Raw genomic sequence first — 15751 nt, 5'->3', positions numbered from 1 at the left:
TCCATGGTCCGGCAGCGGAAAAGAGAGAGCAAGAGCAAACGACCAGCTGTGCTTGCAACTATTCAGGCCATGGAACGCAGCCGCGTGCCCATCACGGTCGCGGAGGTTGCCCGCCGCGCCAGCGTTAGCCCTTGGCTCGTCCGGCAGGAACCGCTCATGCGCGAAGTCAGGAACGCCAAAGCCCGACTGACCAGCGGAGTACATCCCATGGCGACGGACTCAACCGGCGGCTCGCTCAGCGTCGAACGCGAGCTCCTGCGCCACGAAGACCAGCGGCTCCGCCACGAGATACGCAAGCATCGCCAACTCATTTCCGAACTGCTCGGGGACCAGATCGACGGGACGGACGCCCAATCCCAACTACTCCACGTCCAGGAACTGACAGACCAAACCGCCGCCCTGTCCCGGCAGGCTAGCGAAGCACTCCAACAGATGCATCAGTTGCAGCACTAGCTCACAGCCCTGTCCACGGACTTGGAGGCTGCCCACGCCGTTAATCGTTCCCTGATGGCAGAGCTGAACCGGAAGGAGCGGAACCAGACCGGCACCTGACCGGCAACGACGGGCCGGTGGTGTGACGGCAGACACCGCTGAGGCCGGTGAACTCAAAGGAAGCTCACGACGAAGGGACCTTCCGGGTACCCGGAGAGTGCCTTCGCCTTGCGTTGGACGGATCAGTGGCCGGCGCCGAGCTTGCCTCCGAGGCGTTCGCGCATGAGGATGCTGGCGTCGTTGAGGCCGACAATCTTCACGTCCTTGCCGTGGTGGTGGTACTTCTCCGTGATAGCGTCCAGGGCAGCGATGGTGGAGGCATCCCAGAGGTGGGAGGCGTGCATGTCGATGACCACGTGCTGCGGGTCCAGGGCGTATTCGAACTGGGTGTAGAGGTCGTTGGAGGAGGCGAAGAACAGTTCCCCGTCCACGACGTAGGTGGCTGTTTCGTGGCCGCCGCTGGTCGTGACGCTGCGCTTCACCGTGACGAAGTGCGCGACGCGGCGGGCGAACATCACCATGGCCGCGAGCACGCCGACGCCGACACCGATGGCCAGGTTGTGGGTGGCCACGGTGACGATCACGGTGGCGACCATGACCATGGTTTCGCTCTTCGGCATTGCTTTCAGGGTCCGCGGGCGGATGCTGTGCCAGTCGAACGTGGCCACGGAGACAAAGATCATCACGGCGACCAGTGCGGCCATCGGGATCAGCGAGACGATGCCGCCCAGGGCCACCACCAGGATCAGCAGGAAGATGCCGGCGAGGAAGGTGGAGATCCGGGTCCGGGCGCCGGAGGCTTTGACGTTGATCATGGTCTGGCCGATCATCGCGCAGCCGCCCATGCCGCCGAAGAACCCGGTCACGATGTTCGCGACACCCTGGCCCCAGGCCTCGCGAGTCTTGTGGGAGCGGGTGTCGGTGACATCATCGACAAGCTTCGCGGTCATCAGGGACTCCAGGAGCCCGACGAACGCCATCGCCAGGGCGAAGGGGAAGATGACCTGCAGGGTTTCGAGGCTGAACGGCACATTGGGGATGAACAGCGTCGGCAGGGAATCGGGCAGGTCCCCCTTGTCTCCCACGGTGGGGACAGCGACGGCGGCCAGGACAGTGATCAGCGTCAGGACCACGATGGCGACCAGCGGGGCCGGAACGGCCTTGGTCAGCTTCGGGAGGCCGAAGACGATCACCAGGCCAAGGGCCAGGAGCGGGTAGACGAGCCAGGGAACACTGATCAACTCAGGGACCTGGGACATAAAGATCAGGATGGCCAGGGCGTTGACAAAGCCGACCATGACTGATCGGGGAATGAACCGCATGAGCTTTGCGACCCCGGACAGGCCGAGGATGATCTGGAAGATGCCGGCGAGGATGACGGCGGCGACGAAATAGTCCACGCCGTGGGATTTCACCAGCGGGGCAATGACCAGGGCAATCGCGCCGGTCGCGGCGGAAATCATGGCCGGGCGGCCGCCGACGAAGGAAATCGTGACGGCCATCGTGAAGGACGCAAACAGACCGATCCGCGGGTCGACGCCGGCGATGATGGAGAAGGCGATGGCTTCCGGGATGAGGGCCAGCGCGACGACGAGTCCGGCGAGGACCTCGGTTTTGAGCCTCCGCGGGGACATCAGGGTTTCCCGCACGGATTGAAGCTGTTCAGGGGTGAATGCCGGGGTATTCATGGCTGGTTTTACGGCCATTGCTGGCTCCGTTCATGGTCAGCGCGCGGGAGCGGCTTCGTTTTGCTAATGAATGAGGGGCGCAACGCCGCGCCGGAAAGAGGGGGAATTAGTCTTGAAGGCCTCACCCCACCAGCTAAACCCTACCCTAACGTGATGGTAGTGTTTAAATCAGAACAGGACGGAGGCACTGATGACGGCGAAGACCAGCAGCACCAACACCATGCACATCGGTGAACTGGCCGAGAGGACCGGGCTGTCCCTGCGGACGATCCGGCACTACGACGAAGTCGGGCTGCTCCCCGCCACGGCCCGGACCGGCGGCGGCTTCAGGGTGTACACGGAGGACGATTTCGAACGCCTCATGGTCATTAAACAGATGAAGCCCCTGGGCTTCTCGCTGGAGGAAATGGCTGACATCCTTGGCATCCTGGCAACCCCGGACAGCGCAGTCTCCGAGGGATCCGGCCCGCTGGCGGAATTCCTGGACAAGGCCGTGCATCAACGGGCCAAGATGGCCCGGAACCTGGCCCAGGCTGACAAGTTCATTCAAAGGCTTAGCGGCCGGCCCTGAATAATCGTGCGTGCCGGGCCGTGATCGACTCCTCTTCGCGGCACGCACTCACCGTCGGGCCGGTCCTGGAGAGCGGTGGAAGAGCCGGATCAAGACTATACGGCCAAGGGTTTACTCCGAGTCCGGATAGGTGGACCACATGAGTGCGTGACGCCATCCCCGGAACTTCACCCTCCCCCGGCCCGGATCCCTGCCGGGGCAGCCATGATCCCGGCGATGCCTGGCACCGTGAAGCTGCACGGTGAGGACGCCCCTGAACGTCTAGCTGTCGGGACCCCGGTCCGGCGGCATCGAATGAACCCGCTTCCGATGCGGCCCATAGGGGTGCAGCGCTGAATAGTGCCTTGACCGCTCCCCCCGTCGGGCACAGACTGGCACTGGCCAAGGCCAGGGGACAGAAGATGTGCGAGGACAGACGAATGGACGCTACCGCTACATTCCTGATCGTGGTCGGTGTCGACGGTTCCGAACAGTCGCTGGCGGCCCTTCACTGGGCCGTGGACGAAGCTCGCGTGCGCCACGGAAGGGTCCGCCTCATTACCGCCTGGCACTATCCTCCTGTGCCATCAACGATAGAAGACAGCGGCAGTAACGACTCCTTTCACGCCGCTGAACGTGTCCAGGCCGACGCACTGAACGCCGTCGCTGCTGAGGGCATGCACCGGCCCGGTTGTTCCGCCGCGGGGAAATAGTGTTCAGCCAGAGCCAGCCCGTGAAGGCCCTGTTCATCCTCAAGTCGGGGCGGGTGCGTATTTTTCGGGTCGCCGAGGACGGCAAGGCCCTGACGATGGCCATCCTGGAACCGGGCGCGGTTTTCGGGGAGATGATGCTCGTGGGGCAGCGGATGTATGACAACTACGCCGAGGCCATCGAAGACTCGGCCATCTGCCAGCTCAGCGTGGATGAGGTCGAACGGTTCCTGCTCTCCGATCCCCGTATCGCGATCCGCATCTCCCGGCTTCTGGGAGAACAGGTCGTCCGCCTCGAAGAGCGCCTGACCGACCTGGCGCTGCGGCCGCTGGCCGCGCAGGTGGCGTCCACCCTGCTCAAACTCGGTGATGCCGCGGGGGCGCCGCGTTTCGGGCAGGCCCGGACCATCCGCCTGACGCACGAACAGCTCGCCGGTCTCCTGGGTGCCTCCCGGGAGGCCACCAGCAAGATCATGGGTGAGCTCACGGCCAGGAAGGCTATTCGGCAGGGCCGCGGGCGCATCGTGATCCAGGACCGCGACATCCTGCAAAAACTGGCCCGGAGCTCCTCATGATCACCGCCACGTTGGTTTCACGGGCAGGTGGTCGCCGGCTCAGAGCAGACCGTGTATTTGGAAGGCAACCACTACTTCCCCCCGGAATCCAGAGTGCCCGGCGCGCTGGAGGACAGCTGGGTCCGGACGCTGTGTTTCTGGAAAGGCATCGCCCGCGACCACCCACGTCACAGCGGGCATCGAACGCGGCTTGGTCCTACCCGCGGCCCACACCCCTGGCCCGGATGATCAAAGGCCACGTGGCCTTCGCCCCCGGCACAGGGGGTGATCGTCAGCGGCCAACGCCCCTGACCGTCTGCTTCACCGCCTTCCGGGCGCGGGACGGATAACCTAGAGTCGGGGTCAGATCCTGGGTTATCCGGGAGCGAGTTTTTGGAGAAAGGCCCGAAAGCTCTCCGGTAGCACGAACCCCTTTGCTTGGTCCTGGGTTCCGGCCCAGTCCGTGCCGGTTACCAGTCCTCCGGCCGCCACAACCTCAGATACCAACTCCGCCGGAACCGGTCCTGTCGGATCTGCCAGGAGCCTTGCCCGGGTTCGCCCGGACAACTTTTCCCACCACGACTGCTCTACCTCAAATTCGGTCATGGACAGAGCCTAAACCGTCGGAGCAAGGGCGGCCATGGTACGGGACGCCGTCGACCGGAGCCGCCCGTCCCAGCCCCGTACAGACAGTGCTTTTGCCGCTGGGCTCAGATCCGGGCATCCGACTGGGTACTGCACGCACGGTGGCGCGGGTATCCGCTGAACACGGCGGCCCGGCTCATCCGGTGTGCATGCCCCGACCGCTACGCACGGAAACCCACGATTGAGTCCTCCAAACACCGGGTTCCCAGGCTCGAAACAGCGGTCAAATTTTCTTTATGATTGCCATCTTCACCCGGGCTGCGGAGAGGCCGTGGTCGGCGAACAGGTTCACCCCGTGCAGGCAGCTGAAGGGTCCGGGAACAGGTCGGCCTCCCTCTCGTGCGGCGACCAGGTCTGTCTGTTACCCCCTGCTATCAAGGCAAGGTCGCGGCCCCGTGATCCTCAAAGTTCATGCACGCCCCTTGAGCACTCGCACTGCCGTCAGACCCAGGACAGCCCCGTACATCAAGTGACCCACCAGGGTCATCGCAGCCATGAATTCCAGAGTGAACACGGACACGCCCAGCATTAGGGGCGTGATCAGCAACCCGCCCACGCCCCACCAAACGACCCACCACAGGACCCCGTAAACCAGCCCTGTGACGGCGCCTTTGCCGTAACTGGTGAGGAACTTGCCCGCGAAGAGGACCGTCAGTCCCAGACCGACCGCGACCGAGATCATCAAATGGATGATAACCCCGGATCCGGCGGAGTCGGAGCCAACCATGGACGCGATCATGGGGAACATGCCCATCTGCGCCATCAGGAAGCCGAACACGATCCCGCCGGCGAGGCCGCCGATCACTCCGGCCAGGATCCGGCGGCCCAGCGTGGACCAGGGATGGGGATGATGCGCGGGAACGTGTGAAGAGGACACAGTAGCCTGCCTTTCATCGCTGGAAGAGCAAGCGTCGAGCGGGAACCCGGTCACGTCCCCGTCCGTGACTACTTTCTCTTCCTTACGGCGTGGACCCTGAAAAGGTGTTCGCTGCCCTGCCGACGGAGCGCCTCGCCGCTTCCGGAAAACTCAGGATAGGTTTCAGCACTCCTGGCCGCCCTTGGCCGTCGACGTATCATTCACTCGTCTGTTCCCTTTCTGCGAGGTCGAGTTTTCGCCGGGCTCCGATGACGTGGAGAACCATGAGGTCGTTCGGGGGCGTGATGACGGCGGTGACTTTAGCGATGGTGCTCCGGTCCCTCCGGGGCCGATAAACAGGTCCGGCGGATGCTCGAATCCACACGGGGTTCATTGAATTGCCGGACATCGTGGACCTGATTATGGATCGCATTGAACGTCCTCACGGTCGATGCCGGGCTTGTGTGTGTGCTCTCTACCCGCCACGCCTTCGGCGGTGAGGCCGGCGACCGCGGTGGCCTTGTCGGGGGAATGATCTGGCGAGTGCCATCACGGTCCCGTCGGGGCCCTCAGCCGGAACCTGAAACGCATGTCCTCATCGGTGAAGAGCTCGAATGTACCTGTCATCGTTATCCTCCTGGACGCGGAATGAGCCGGGCGCCGGTCTTTCTCTTCGAGTCCGGGGACGCTGCGTTCCGGGCTCTGGTCAGGGGAGGGATTCACTCCTGGCTTCTGTGACACGTGCCATACATACAGGCTTTAGCCTACGCGGACAGCAATCATGCTGGCGAGTACCCGGGGACTCCGGTGCAGTGTTCTTCGCACCTGGAGCCTTTTCGGGAGCCCAGCCGCCTCCCAGTGGGAGCGCCTGTGGATAGTGTCCGGTATCGGGCAGATAATGAACGCAAGGCACGTCGTGTGCCGGGCGGGCCTCTGCCTCTGGGCTCCGGCCCGTTTTTCGGGGGAGGAGGTTCCCATGCCGCTGTCGGATGAAGAGCGTCGTCGCCTTGAAAAGCTCGAACAGGACCTGGCCGCGACGGACCCGGACCTGGACCTCGAATTGAAGTCCGGACTACCCCGCGGCATGGCTGCCCACACTGTCTACGGTCTTCTGGCCGCGTTGGCCGGCTTCGCGCTGGTCATCGCGGGGATCATCACGCAGCTCACGATCATGGGCGCCATCGGATTCCTCATGATGGTTGCAGGCGCTCACTGGTTCCTCAACGGCTTTCGTTCCCGCCATGAGTCCGGGTAGCAGCTTGGACCTGGCCGCGCGACTTTGTAGCATCCGGCCTGCAGACCACCGTCCGCCGGATTCATCCTGGGTACCGGCCACAGCCACGTCCGTCGCGCCGAACATCCGGCTCGTTCACCCTGCGGATCTGGTGTTCCGGCCGGGCAGCGAGTCATGGCAGTCACAGTCCCGCACCGGGCGTGCCGCTGGGCGGGACCGGGCAGGGGACACAGGATTACTGGAGGAGTACTCTGTGATGTATCCGTTCGGCACGGACGGATTGCTCCCGTATTAGGGGATGAAAAAACGTGGCTGCTGATCCAACGCCGAGGCCATCAACGTGGCCGCACCCCGCCCAACGTCCGGTGAATAAGCCTGCGCCCTCGAAGCCGAAACGCCCTCCCCGGAAACCGTCCCCGGGCCAACCCGGGTCCGCGGATGTGACGCGGGCCGGGATGATCTGGGTTGCCGTCAGCGCCGGGCTGATCCTTCTGGTGTTGCTCATCATATTCATCCTGCAGAACCAGGATCGCGTGACAGTGCACTATCTTGGCGTCGCCGGCGAGCTTTCCCTGGGCATGGCGCTGTTCATCGCAGCAGTAGCGGGCGGGATCCTGGTCGCGATCGCCGGGGCAGCGCGGATCCTTCAGCTAAGAAGCCAACGCCGCCACCCGCCCGACCAGCCGTCGGCCCCGCCGGGACCCGCCACAACCAGCCGAACCGAACCCACACCCCGACCGGGGGGTCCACCGAACTAGTCGCGGCGACGCTGCAGAGTCCGGCCCGGATCCGGAGGTGCCCGCCACGGGCAGACCGGCTGATGACTCCGGCAACGTCTTCGTCCACAAGGCGGCGCCCGGTCCCTCTACGATCCGGGAAGCGGTGGACGCGGGGCCATCAGCCGTGCGGCCGGCTGGCCGACCGCACCCACAAGTTAAGTCTTAGAGCGGGCGAATGTTCTCCGCCTGCGGTCCCTTCGGGCCCTGGGCCAGATCAAACTGGACTTTCTGGTTCTCTTCCAATGAACGGTAGCCGCTGCTGGCGATCGCCGAATAATGGGCGAACACATCGGCCGAGCCATCATCATTGGCGATGAACCCGAAGCCTTTTTCAGAGTTGAACCATTTCACTGTTCCAGTTGCCATATCTGTCTTCCCCATATTCTCTGTCATCTCGGTCCTCACTGGCCGCGGAGACCCTTCTCCGCTGCCCCCAACGTACGGTGCCGGCCCGGCAGGTGCAAGCGTCCCGCCAGGGAAGCCCTGGACCGAAGCCCTGGACCGCCGCATGACCGGTCTGTACGGACTCGACGCCTCATCCCAAGCCTCGCCGGCGTACTGCCTCACCAACGGAAGGGCCTCGCTGCGCTCGGGCAGCACACGCGTTTCCCCTATTTCTTTTTTGCTGCTGCCCTGCGGATCGTACGTGCCCGCTCCACCGGCTCAACCGTGCTGCGGACGGCAGCGCAGCCGAGGGCCTGTGCTCGGCGCTTCGCTTATTTCCTCACACAATCCATCAGCAGCTTGCCCTTCGGGTTGCGCCGGCTCCGTCGGGCACAGCTACGCGATGCTCCGCCAGCAGGCAAAAAGATGGTGGGGAGAGGGGAGCCGGTACGTCAGGCACCCGCCCGGCCCGAGCGAAATGGAGCATCACCTCATGATCACAGAAGCCATGACCCGCACGGTCACGACCGACACCGCTGAACCGGTGACGGTCCCGGTCCTTCCCGCCGATGACCGGGCAGGAGACGGGTACGACTGGATGGACACCCTCGAGGGCACCGCCTGGTCGGTGCTGCCGAACTGGGGCAGCGAGGGCTGGGACGCCGGATCCTGGCCCTACATCATCTTCGCCGTCGCCCGCACCCGTGACGGGCATGGGGAACTGTTCGGCTACGGAACCTACGTCGAGGGCGACACCTCCACCTACTGGTTCCGGTCCCAGGGCGCCTGCTTCGCAGCGGTCACCGCCGAGGTGTTCTTCCACTGGGCCTCGGGCCAGTCCGACGGCCCGGACAACCTGCCCGCCACCGCCGCCGGACTGCCGGACCTGGACCGGAAGCCCTACTTGGGCTGGGCGGACTAGAAGCACCTTCGGCGTCCCGGCCACCACCGGCCGGGACACCCCACAGGCGCGCCAACATCCGTTGACAACATCATTGAGATTCCTTATGAACGCGTGAATGTGCCGACGCAACAGTACAGCGGCGCGGGCGACGCGCCGTGGTCAAGGACGTCACCGGCTTCGTGCTGAACCGGCTCCAGTACGCGCTCTTCCACGAGGCCGCCCAGCTCGTGGAGCAGGGCATCGCGACGGCGGAAGACGTGGACACGCTGGTCCGCACCACCTTCGGCTTCCGGCTGCCGTTCTTCGGGCCGTTCGCGATCGCCGACATGGCCGGCCTGGATGTCTACAACTTCTGCTACAAGTCCCTGCAGACGGATTTCCCGGAGCGCTTCGCCACCCCGAAGATCCTCACCGACCTGGTGGAGGCCGGCAAGCTGGGCACCAAGACCGGCGGCGGCTTCCTCAACGTCCCGGCCGAGCGCACCCCCGAGCTGGTCGCCTACCGCAATAAGGCCTACGTGGCCATACAGAAGCTCCTCGAAGAGCTCGGTCCGGCGCCCATTAACTGAGCCGAGCACCGGGCCGTCGGCAAGGTGCTGGACGAAGCCGCGGCTGGGCACCTCTGCTTCCCAAGTGTGGTGACTATCACGTTGCAGAGTGGTAAACCTTAAGTGTTCCGCTGCGGAACCCCGGCGGGGCTCGTTTCTCACCCCGAGGTGCACGATGACCTCCATGAATCCTGCGAATCATCTCGACGAGCTGGGCCAGCGGACACTGCGCAGGGTGCGCAACCGCCTCATGCCGCTGATCGTTCTGCTCTACTTTGTTGCGTACCTGGACCGGAACAATGTCGGTTTCGCGAAGCTGACCATGAGTCAGGACATCGGCCTGAGTGCATCGGCATATGGCCTCGGCGCAGGCACCTTCTTCCTCGGCTACGCGCTGCTGGAAATCCCGAGCAACGCCGGGATGTACAGGTTCGGCGCCCGCAAATGGATCGCCCGCATTCTCATCTCATGGGGCATTTTCGCCACGGCCATGGCGCTGGTGAACGGCGAGACCACCTTCTACATCGTCCGGTTCCTGCTGGGCGCGGCCGAGGCTGGGTTCTTCCCGGCCATCCTGTTCTTCCTGACGTTGTGGTTCCCGGCCGCTCAGCGCGTCACGGTGCTGGGCATCTTCATCCTCGCCCAGCCCGTCTCCAACGCCCTCGGCGCCCCGGTTTCAGGCCTGCTGCTGCAGATGGAAGGCGTCATGGGCCTGCACGGCTGGCAGTGGCTCTACATCATTGAAGGCATCCCGGCCATTCTCCTCGGGCTACTGACCCCGATCCTGATGACCGACCGCCCCAGCCATGCGCGTTGGCTGGCCGACGATGAGCGCGAATGGCTGACCAGGACCATGGACGCGGAGCTTGCCCACAAGCAGAAGGGCCAGCCGCACCACTTCCTGGCCGGCCTCAAGGACCCGCGGACCATCGCCTACTCAGCGCTGTACTTCGGGCTGGTCTGCGGTATCTATGGCCTCGGCCTGTGGATGCCGACCATCGTTTCCGCACTCGGCAAATTCAGTACCACGCAAGTCGGGTTCATCGTTGCCATCCCTTACACGATCGCGGCTGTTTTCGTGTACTTCTGGGGCCGGCGCTCGGACCGTACCGGTAACCGGGTCAAGCATGCGAGCATCAGCATGGTCATGGCCGCCATCGGCCTCCTGGCCGCCGGCTTCCTGGTACAGGTCAACGCGATCCTGGCACTGTTGGCCCTGACGCTGGCGGCCATGGGTATCTACTCCGCCATTGCCCCGTTCCTGGCCATGCCCTCGACGGCCCTGGTGGGCGCTGCGGCGGCAGCCGGGCTGGCCATGGTGAATTCGCTCGGTAACCTGGGCGGCTTCGTGGCTCCCTACGCCGTGGGGCTGCTCAATGACGCCACGGGAGACAATCGTACCGGCCTCGTGTTCCTGGCAGCCTGCCTCGGAATCACGGCCGTCGCCACGTATCTCTACGCACGCAAGCGCCCGGAGGGGCATGTGAAGCCGGGTACGCGAGCCGCGGTGGGTGAGGAAGCTGTAGCTGCCGACGACTTCGACATCAAGAACTGATCACGAGGCGACGGGGGCTAAGGGACATGACCCAGCAAGAAGCTTTCCCGGCTGAGCGAACCGCGGTGCTGACCGGCGCCGCCTCTCCGCGCGGCATCGGCCGGGCGACGGCCGAAATGCTCGCCAGCGGAGGCTGGGCGGTTGCGATTCTGGATATCGACGGCGACGCGGCACGGAAGGCGGCGGAGGAAATCACCGCCATCTACGGCGTCCGGGCGATCGGGGTGGGAGCGGACGTCTCCGACCCGGCAGCCGTCAACGCCGCCATCGACGATGTCGAATCCACACTGCCGGCGATCGTTGGCCTGGCCAACCTGGCAGGCATCAGCTCACCCACGGAGTTCATGGACGAGACGCTCGAGGCATGGGAGCGGGTGTTCAAGATCAACATGACCGGCACGTTCCTGGTCACCCAGCGGGTGCTCAGGGGGATGATCGAGCGCAAGCTCGGCAGGATCGTGAGCGTCTCGTCCATCTCCGCCCAGCGCGGCGGCGGCACCTACTCCAAGGTGGCTTACAGCGCCTCCAAGGCTGCCATCATCGGCTTCACACGGGCTCTGGCCCGGGAAATGGGCCAGCACGGAATCACCGTCAACTGTGTGGCTCCCGGCCCCGTGGACACCGACATCATGGGTGGAACGCTGACGGATGAGCGCAAGGCCGCCATGTCAGCCGACATCCTTGTGGGCCGGGTGGGAACCGTGCGGGACATCGCCGCGCTGATGGTGTTCCTGATGAACGGGGACGCCGGCTTCATCACGGGCGCGACCTATGACATCAACGGAGGACTGCAGATTTCCTGACCGCTGTGAATCCGGCGCCGAACAGATGGATCTCCCGCTACGCCCCCCGTGCCCCGACGGCCGCTACGCCCGCATCGCCCCGAATCCGGCGATCAGCGCCTCGAGTCCCAGGCTGAAGGCGACATCGGCCGGCCTTTCATCGCCCTGCTCCGCCAACCGGTCGACGGCGGAAGTGAAGTATGGCGTCGACTCGGCCATGCTGCCGGAATCGAAGATGTCCGCCGGCGCCGTGACGTCATAGGCGGATCCGAAGATGAAGGACTCCAGTGCCACAATCGCCGAGACGATGCGCTCCTCCGGGAAACCCGCACGGTTGAAACCGGCGCTGACGGCCTCGTACATGGCCAGCGTTTTCGGCGCATCGGTCACGGGCAGCACGGCAATGACGGGGATCAGCGGCGTGTGTTTGGAGAACACCTCGCGGTAACTCCAGGCCCAGTCCCGCACGGCCTGGTCCCAGGGCTCAGCCTCGAAGGCCGAGACATCCACGAACGAGGTCAGGTGGTCCTGGACGAGGACCAGCACGTCCCGTTTGGAGGAGACGTGGTTATATAGCGCCGACGGCGCCACGTTCAGCGTCCGCGCGAGGGCGGCCATGGTGAAGCCGTCGTAGCCGCTTTTTCCGATCAGCTGGAGGGCTGCCGAGGTGATGCCGGCCTGGTCAAGGACGGCAGCGGCAGGCCGGCCCGCCCGGCGGCGCGGTTTGGCGTCGGGACGGTGGGGGTCTGCGGGGGCGCTGGTGGCTGCCGGCATTCCGGGCCTTTCTGCTGGCGGTGTGCGGGTGATGTTCAGGGCGTGACTCCATTGTGCCCTCACTGCGGCTCGTTTCCGCCAGCGTAATTATTTCCCTGAACTCTTCCCCGGCACGGAAGAAGGGTCTATAGTCGACACTAAATGAACGGCATTCATTTAGTGGGCCGCATCACTGTAGCGGCCGCAGAGAGGACATCATGCTGGAACTTGACCGCGACGTCATCATCGTCGGAGCCGGCCCCGCGGGGCTCACGGCCGCCCGCGAACTGAAGAAAGCCGGCCTGAGTGTGGCCGTACTGGAGGCGCGGGACCGTGTCGGCGGCCGGACCTGGACTGACACCATTGACGGCGCCATGCTCGAAATCGGCGGCCAGTGGGTTTCCCCGGACCAGACTGAGCTGCTCGCGCTGCTTGAGGAGCTCGGCCTGAAGACCTACTCCCGCTACCGCGAAGGCCAGTCCGTCTACATCGGCGCTGACGGCAAGCGCACCAAGTACACGGGGGACACCTTCCCGGTCAGCGGGACCACCGCCGCGGAAATGGACAAGCTCACCAGGCTGCTGGACACGCTCGCGGCGGAAATCGGCCCCACCGAACCCTGGGCCCACCCCAAGGCCCGTCAGCTGGACACCATCTCCTTCCACCACTGGCTGCGGCAAAACTCCTCCGACGAGGAAGCCTGCAACAACATCGGCCTCTTCATCGCCGGCGGCATGCTGACCAAGCCCGCCCACGCCTTCTCCGCGCTGCAGGCCGTGCTGATGGCGGCTTCCGCCGGATCGTTCACGCACCTCACCGACGAGGACTTCATCCTCGACAAGCGGGTCATCGGCGGCATGCAGCAGGTGTCCCTGCTGCAGGCAGCCGAACTGGGCGACGACGTCGTCCTCGGCAGTCCGGTGCGCACGATCACCTGGGAGCCATCCTCCACAGGAGGAAACGGTGGAGGAGACGGCGCCGGCGGAAACGGTACCGGCGGGAACGGTGCCGGAAACAGCTACCGGGTGACCGCCGTTTCCGAACGGGCCACGGTGAACGCGCGCTTCGTGATCATGGCCGTGCCGCCGAACCTGTACTCCCGAGTTTCCTTCAACCCGCCGCTGCCGCGCCGCCAGCACCAGATGCACCAGCACCAGTCGCTCGGGCTGGTCATCAAGGTCCACGCCGTCTACAGCACGCCGTTCTGGCGGGAGGACGGCCTCTCCGGAACCTGCTTCGGCGCGGACGCGCTGGTCCAGGAGGTCTACGACAACACCAACCATGAGGACCCGCGCGGCACCCTGGTCGGCTTCATCTCGGATGAAAAAGCCGACGCCGTGTTCGAGCTCACCGCGGAGGACCGCCGCCGCGCCGTCCTTGAATCGATCGCCGGATTCCTCGGCCCGAAGGCCCTCGAGCCCGAGGTCTACTACGAGTCGGACTGGGGATCCGAGGAGTGGACGCGCGGAGCCTACGCCTCCAGCTACGACCTGGGCGGCCTGCACCGCTACGGCAAGGACCAGCACGCACCCGTGGGGCCGATCTACTGGTCCTCCTCCGATCTCGCCGCCGAGGGCTACCAGCATGTCGACGGCGCGGTGCGGATGGGACGCCGGACCGCGGCACGGATCGTCACCGCCGCGGACCGTGCGTCCGTCACGCCCTAGAAATCCGGCCGCCCGAATCCGGCGCGCCCTGCCGGAGCCGATGATCGTTGTCCCCAGCGACCATCGGCTCCGGCACCCGACCCATTCAACGTCGAATGACACCTCCGGAGAGGCACAGAAATGACCACCGAACACGCGGCGTCCCAGACCTCGCAGCACGAACAGCACAAAGGGCTGAGCGCCAAGGGACTCAAGGCCGGATCGGTGGGGCTGATCGGCGCCGTCGTCATCGGCGTATCCTGCATCGCTCCCGCCTACACCCTGACGGCGGCGCTGGGCCCCACCGTGTCCGAAGTCGGGGTCCAGCTCCCGGCGATCTTCCTCGTGGGTTTCGTCCCCATGCTGCTTGTGGCCTTCGGCTACCGCGAGCTGAACAATGCAATGCCCGACGCCGGAACCTCCTTCACCTGGGCGTCCCGGGCCTTCGGTCCGTGGATCGGCTGGATGGGCGGCTGGGGCCTGATCGCGGCAACCATCATCGTGCTGTCCAACCTGGCAGCCGTGGCGGTGGACTTCTTCTACCTCATGCTGGCGCAGCTGTTCGGGAACCCGGAACTGGCTGACCTCACCATCAACCTGCCGCTGAACATCGCCACGACGCTGGTGTTCATAGCGCTGGCCTGCTGGATCTCCTACCGCGGCATGGAAACCACCAAGGGCGTTCAGTACGTCCTGGTCGCCTTCCAGCTCCTGGTGCTGGGCTGGTTCGCCGTCGCCGCCTTCAGCCACGTCGCCAACGGCACGGCCTTCGACGCCACCGCCATCTCCCCGGACTGGTTCAACCCGTTCGCGGTCGGATCCTTCTCCTCCTTCGCCGCCGGCGTCTCGCTGTCCATCTTCATTTACTGGGGCTGGGACGTCACCCTGACCATGAACGAGGAAACCCGGAACCCGGAGAAGACGCCGGGCCGCGCCGCCACCGTCACCGTGCTGGTCATCGTGGTCACCTACATGACCGTCGCGCTCTCCACCCTGGCCTTCGCGGGCATCGGTGAAGAAGGGCTCGGGGCCGGAAACCCGGAGAACCAGGGCAGCATCTTCGCCGTCCTCGCCGGCCCGGTCATGGGGCCGTTCGCCATCCTGATGTCCCTGGCCATCCTCAGCAGCTCGGCCGCGTCCCTGCAGTCCACCTTTGTTTCTCCGGCCCGGACGCTGCTCGCCATGGGCCACTACAAGGCGCTGCCGCACAAGTTCGGCAAGGTCAGCCCGCGCTACAAGTCCCCGAGCTACGCCACGGTTGCGGCTGCCGTTGCCGCCGCAGCCTTTTACGTCATCACCCGGACCACCTCCGAGAACGCACTCTGGGACACCATCACCGCCCTGGGCATGATGATCTGCTTCTACTACGGCATCACCGCCCTGGCCTGCGTCTGGTTCTTCCGGGCCGAGGCGTTCAGCGGCGCGCGGGCGTTCTTCTTCAAGTTCCTCTCGCCCCTCGTGGGCGGCATCATCCTGCTGGTGATGTTCTTCAAGACCGCCTACGACTCGATGGATCCGGAGTACGGTTCCGGTTCATCCGTCGGCGGCCTGGGCCTCGTCTTCATCCTCGGTATGGGGGTGATCCTGCTGGGCGTAGTGCTCATGCTGGTCATGTACAAGATCCGGCCCGAGTTCTTCAAGGGGCAGGTCCTCGCCAAGGGAAACTGACCC

The 15751-nt window shown here is 65.0% G+C and carries 17 protein-coding genes and 1 pseudogene; 14 read left to right on the top strand and 4 right to left on the bottom strand.

Going from position 1 to position 15751, the window contains the following annotated elements; translation table 11 throughout:
• Nucleotides 1-69: 69 nt before the first annotated feature.
• Nucleotides 70-453: a hypothetical protein gene (locus tag ACVWZ8_RS07880; protein ID WP_456504313.1), complete on the top strand. Its 384-nt coding sequence runs from the start codon at nucleotides 70-72 to the stop codon at nucleotides 451-453.
• A gap of 221 nt (nucleotides 454-674) precedes the next feature.
• On the opposite strand, the gene ACVWZ8_RS07875 is transcribed toward ACVWZ8_RS07880, so the two are convergent.
• On the bottom strand, nucleotides 675-2198 hold the full coding sequence (locus ACVWZ8_RS07875; RefSeq protein WP_456504312.1) for a SulP family inorganic anion transporter: 1524 nt from the start codon (nucleotides 2196-2198) through the stop codon (nucleotides 675-677).
• 172 nt (nucleotides 2199-2370) lie between these two features.
• On the opposite strand from ACVWZ8_RS07875, the gene ACVWZ8_RS07870 reads away from it, so the two are divergent.
• The 5 genes from ACVWZ8_RS07870 to ACVWZ8_RS07850 all read left to right on the top strand — a co-directional run bounded on the left by ACVWZ8_RS07870 (nucleotide 2371) and on the right by ACVWZ8_RS07850 (nucleotide 4344).
• Nucleotides 2371-2751: a helix-turn-helix domain-containing protein gene (locus ACVWZ8_RS07870; protein WP_456504311.1), complete on the top strand. Its 381-nt coding sequence runs from the start codon at nucleotides 2371-2373 to the stop codon at nucleotides 2749-2751.
• Nucleotides 2752-3170: 419 nt separating this feature from the next.
• Entirely contained in the window at nucleotides 3171-3443 is a 273-nt protein-coding gene (locus ACVWZ8_RS07865) for a universal stress protein (protein ID WP_456504310.1), read from the top strand.
• Nucleotides 3444-3463: 20 nt separating this feature from the next.
• Entirely contained in the window at nucleotides 3464-4015 is a 552-nt protein-coding gene (locus tag ACVWZ8_RS07860) for a Crp/Fnr family transcriptional regulator (protein ID WP_456504309.1), read from the top strand.
• A gap of 27 nt (nucleotides 4016-4042) precedes the next feature.
• Nucleotides 4043-4243, top strand: coding sequence for a DUF427 domain-containing protein (locus ACVWZ8_RS07855; protein ID WP_456504308.1), 201 nt, complete (start codon nucleotides 4043-4045; stop codon nucleotides 4241-4243).
• On the top strand, nucleotides 4153-4344 hold the full coding sequence (locus ACVWZ8_RS07850; protein ID WP_456505919.1) for a DUF427 domain-containing protein: 192 nt from the start codon (nucleotides 4153-4155) through the stop codon (nucleotides 4342-4344). Before ACVWZ8_RS07855 ends, ACVWZ8_RS07850 begins: the two co-directional genes overlap by 91 nt.
• A gap of 704 nt (nucleotides 4345-5048) precedes the next feature.
• Here the strand turns inward: ACVWZ8_RS07850 and ACVWZ8_RS07845 are convergent.
• Nucleotides 5049-5516 (bottom strand): hypothetical protein, encoded by a 468-nt coding sequence (locus ACVWZ8_RS07845; RefSeq protein ID WP_456504307.1) that lies wholly within the window; start codon nucleotides 5514-5516, stop codon nucleotides 5049-5051.
• Nucleotides 5517-6471: 955 nt separating this feature from the next.
• On the opposite strand from ACVWZ8_RS07845, the gene ACVWZ8_RS07840 reads away from it, so the two are divergent.
• Nucleotides 6472-6750, top strand: coding sequence for a DUF3040 domain-containing protein (locus ACVWZ8_RS07840; protein WP_456504306.1), 279 nt, complete (start codon nucleotides 6472-6474; stop codon nucleotides 6748-6750).
• 434 nt (nucleotides 6751-7184) lie between these two features.
• The gene (locus ACVWZ8_RS07835; protein ID WP_456504305.1) at nucleotides 7185-7487 is read left to right on the top strand and encodes a LapA family protein; all 303 of its coding nucleotides are present in this window, start codon (nucleotides 7185-7187) and stop codon (nucleotides 7485-7487) included.
• A gap of 183 nt (nucleotides 7488-7670) precedes the next feature.
• Here ACVWZ8_RS07835 and ACVWZ8_RS07830 read toward each other — a convergent pair whose 3' ends face one another.
• Nucleotides 7671-7874, bottom strand: coding sequence for a cold-shock protein (locus ACVWZ8_RS07830; RefSeq protein ID WP_427005514.1), 204 nt, complete (start codon nucleotides 7872-7874; stop codon nucleotides 7671-7673).
• A gap of 511 nt (nucleotides 7875-8385) precedes the next feature.
• Between ACVWZ8_RS07830 and ACVWZ8_RS07825 the strand changes: the two genes are divergently transcribed.
• The 4 genes and pseudogenes from ACVWZ8_RS07825 (at nucleotide 8386) to ACVWZ8_RS07810 (ending at nucleotide 11702) form a co-directional block, all read left to right on the top strand.
• On the top strand, nucleotides 8386-8814 hold the full coding sequence (locus ACVWZ8_RS07825) for a hypothetical protein (protein WP_456504304.1): 429 nt from the start codon (nucleotides 8386-8388) through the stop codon (nucleotides 8812-8814).
• A gap of 134 nt (nucleotides 8815-8948) precedes the next feature.
• Nucleotides 8949-9365 (top strand): annotated as a pseudogene (locus tag ACVWZ8_RS07820) (3-hydroxyacyl-CoA dehydrogenase family protein); the annotation flags it as partial.
• A gap of 154 nt (nucleotides 9366-9519) precedes the next feature.
• The gene (locus tag ACVWZ8_RS07815; protein ID WP_456504303.1) at nucleotides 9520-10899 is read left to right on the top strand and encodes an MFS transporter; all 1380 of its coding nucleotides are present in this window, start codon (nucleotides 9520-9522) and stop codon (nucleotides 10897-10899) included.
• Between the two features lie 26 nt (nucleotides 10900-10925).
• Complete coding sequence (locus ACVWZ8_RS07810; protein ID WP_426975361.1) at nucleotides 10926-11702, top strand: SDR family NAD(P)-dependent oxidoreductase; 777 nt, start codon at nucleotides 10926-10928, stop codon at nucleotides 11700-11702.
• A gap of 63 nt (nucleotides 11703-11765) precedes the next feature.
• On the opposite strand, the gene ACVWZ8_RS07805 is transcribed toward ACVWZ8_RS07810, so the two are convergent.
• The gene (locus ACVWZ8_RS07805) at nucleotides 11766-12455 is read right to left on the bottom strand and encodes a TetR/AcrR family transcriptional regulator (RefSeq protein WP_426975363.1); all 690 of its coding nucleotides are present in this window, start codon (nucleotides 12453-12455) and stop codon (nucleotides 11766-11768) included.
• Between the two features lie 197 nt (nucleotides 12456-12652).
• Between ACVWZ8_RS07805 and ACVWZ8_RS07800 the strand changes: the two genes are divergently transcribed.
• A complete protein-coding gene (locus ACVWZ8_RS07800; RefSeq protein WP_456504302.1) occupies nucleotides 12653-14101 on the top strand; it encodes a flavin monoamine oxidase family protein in 1449 nt (482 codons plus the stop codon).
• Nucleotides 14102-14221: 120 nt separating this feature from the next.
• Nucleotides 14222-15748: an APC family permease gene (locus ACVWZ8_RS07795; RefSeq protein WP_456504301.1), complete on the top strand. Its 1527-nt coding sequence runs from the start codon at nucleotides 14222-14224 to the stop codon at nucleotides 15746-15748.
• Nucleotides 15749-15751: the final 3 nt, after the last annotated feature.

The sequence above is a fragment of the Arthrobacter sp. UYCu723 genome, from assembly GCF_054059215.1.
This window is presented reverse-complemented; position numbering and strand designations above follow the sequence as displayed.

Excerpts from the sequence above, each read along its gene's own strand:
- ACVWZ8_RS07805 (WP_426975363.1), bottom strand. The coding sequence starts at position 12,455 with ATGCCGGCAGCCACCAGCGCCCCCGCAGACCCCCACCGTCCCGACGCC.
- ACVWZ8_RS07810 (WP_426975361.1), top strand. The coding sequence starts at position 10,926 with ATGACCCAGCAAGAAGCTTTCCCGGCTGAGCGAACCGCGGTGCTGACC.
- ACVWZ8_RS07830 (WP_427005514.1), bottom strand. The coding sequence starts at position 7,874 with ATGGCAACTGGAACAGTGAAATGGTTCAACTCTGAAAAAGGCTTCGGG.
- ACVWZ8_RS07840 (WP_456504306.1), top strand. The coding sequence starts at position 6,472 with ATGCCGCTGTCGGATGAAGAGCGTCGTCGCCTTGAAAAGCTCGAACAG.
- ACVWZ8_RS07875 (WP_456504312.1), bottom strand. The coding sequence starts at position 2,198 with ATGGCCGTAAAACCAGCCATGAATACCCCGGCATTCACCCCTGAACAG.
- ACVWZ8_RS07815 (WP_456504303.1), top strand. The coding sequence starts at position 9,520 with ATGACCTCCATGAATCCTGCGAATCATCTCGACGAGCTGGGCCAGCGG.
- ACVWZ8_RS07865 (WP_456504310.1), top strand. The coding sequence starts at position 3,171 with ATGGACGCTACCGCTACATTCCTGATCGTGGTCGGTGTCGACGGTTCC.
- ACVWZ8_RS07880 (WP_456504313.1), top strand. The coding sequence starts at position 70 with ATGGAACGCAGCCGCGTGCCCATCACGGTCGCGGAGGTTGCCCGCCGC.
- ACVWZ8_RS07825 (WP_456504304.1), top strand. The coding sequence starts at position 8,386 with ATGATCACAGAAGCCATGACCCGCACGGTCACGACCGACACCGCTGAA.
- ACVWZ8_RS07800 (WP_456504302.1), top strand. The coding sequence starts at position 12,653 with ATGCTGGAACTTGACCGCGACGTCATCATCGTCGGAGCCGGCCCCGCG.
- ACVWZ8_RS07870 (WP_456504311.1), top strand. The coding sequence starts at position 2,371 with ATGACGGCGAAGACCAGCAGCACCAACACCATGCACATCGGTGAACTG.
- ACVWZ8_RS07835 (WP_456504305.1), top strand. The coding sequence starts at position 7,185 with ATGATCTGGGTTGCCGTCAGCGCCGGGCTGATCCTTCTGGTGTTGCTC.
- ACVWZ8_RS07795 (WP_456504301.1), top strand. The coding sequence starts at position 14,222 with ATGACCACCGAACACGCGGCGTCCCAGACCTCGCAGCACGAACAGCAC.